General features: G+C 41.2%; 1 protein-coding gene and 1 pseudogene. Both read left to right on the top strand.

Annotation, left to right across the window (positions count from 1 at the left end; genetic code table 11):
• A partial coding sequence (locus tag DSM106972_RS50960) for a Uma2 family endonuclease (protein ID WP_148129304.1) occupies positions 1-513 on the top strand: 513 nt, incomplete at its 5' end.
• 273 nt (positions 514-786) lie between these two features.
• Positions 787-1,136 (top strand): annotated as a pseudogene (locus DSM106972_RS50955) (Uma2 family endonuclease); the annotation flags it as partial.

Genomic DNA, 1,136 nt, shown 5'->3' with positions numbered 1-1,136 from the left:
GTTGAGTTGCTATCGGAAAGCACAGCAAAAGTAGATAAAGGTGTAAAGAAAGAACTTTACGAAAAAGTTTTTCGTACACGCAACTACTATATTTATGACCCGTTTGACAATAACTCACTTCAAGGGTGGCGTTTGAATGCTTCTCAAAAATATGAACCTATTACACCTGATAGTAGAGGTTGGCTATGGTCTGATGCTTTAGGGCTATGGCTTGGTACACACCAAGGTACTATTGACCGAGAAACTGCTGACTGGCTACGCTTTTATGATGAAACTGGTAATTTAGTGCTTTTACCAGAAGAAGCGGAAAAACAGCGTGCCGATAGCGAAGCTCAAAAAGCAGATGCTGAAACTCAAAGGGCTGAGGCTGAAACTCAAAGGGCTGAGGCTGAAGCTCAAAGGGCTGAGGCTGAAGCTCAAAGGGCTGAGGCTGAAGCTCAAAGGGCTGAGGCTGAACGCCAGCGTGCGGAACGTCTTGCTGCAAGATTACGAGAGCTTGGAGAAGAAGTTTAAATTTATAACTTAATTAAAGTCCCCTCAAAAAAGTTATCTATTGAGGGGATTTAATTTTTTACTTTATTTACTAATGCTTTAAATAATCAAAATTATAGAGTACAAAAACAACTGCAAGCGACTTGCAAATGATTTAATTATCCTGGTAATAGAGGCAAAAGTATTACTAATATTCATGTTAATAATTTTGAACTATACGGGTAAAAACGTTAAATATTAAGCTTCTGCGAGATAATAACAAACATGTGTACTCCGAAGGAGGCAGATAAACAAATGGCACCAGAAACCGCTGTAACTGAACAAACTGTAGAAGTTTTGCAAGAATCTGTGGACTGGCAACCACCAATGCCACCCACGGATTTGATATTTGACGACGGGGAACCCTTGGAAAGTAATCGCCATCGCATCGCCATGAACACCCTAATTCGGTCATTGTTGCAGCTTTGGGCTGACCGCAATGATTTCTTCGCAGGGGGTAATATGTATGTTTATTACAGCAGCACGCAAGCAATGAATCGAGATTTCAGGGGTCCAGATTTCTTCGTGACGCTTGATATTGACGGAACTAAAGAGCGTCAAGGTTGGGTAGTTTGGCAAGAAAACGGACGTTATCCGGATGTAAT

It is taken from the genome of Dulcicalothrix desertica PCC 7102 (assembly GCF_003991905.1).
Lineage (GTDB): Bacteria > Cyanobacteriota > Cyanobacteriia > Cyanobacteriales > Nostocaceae > Dulcicalothrix > Dulcicalothrix desertica.
Note: the sequence above shows the minus strand (reverse complement) of the source record. Positions and strands in the feature narration are given on the sequence as shown.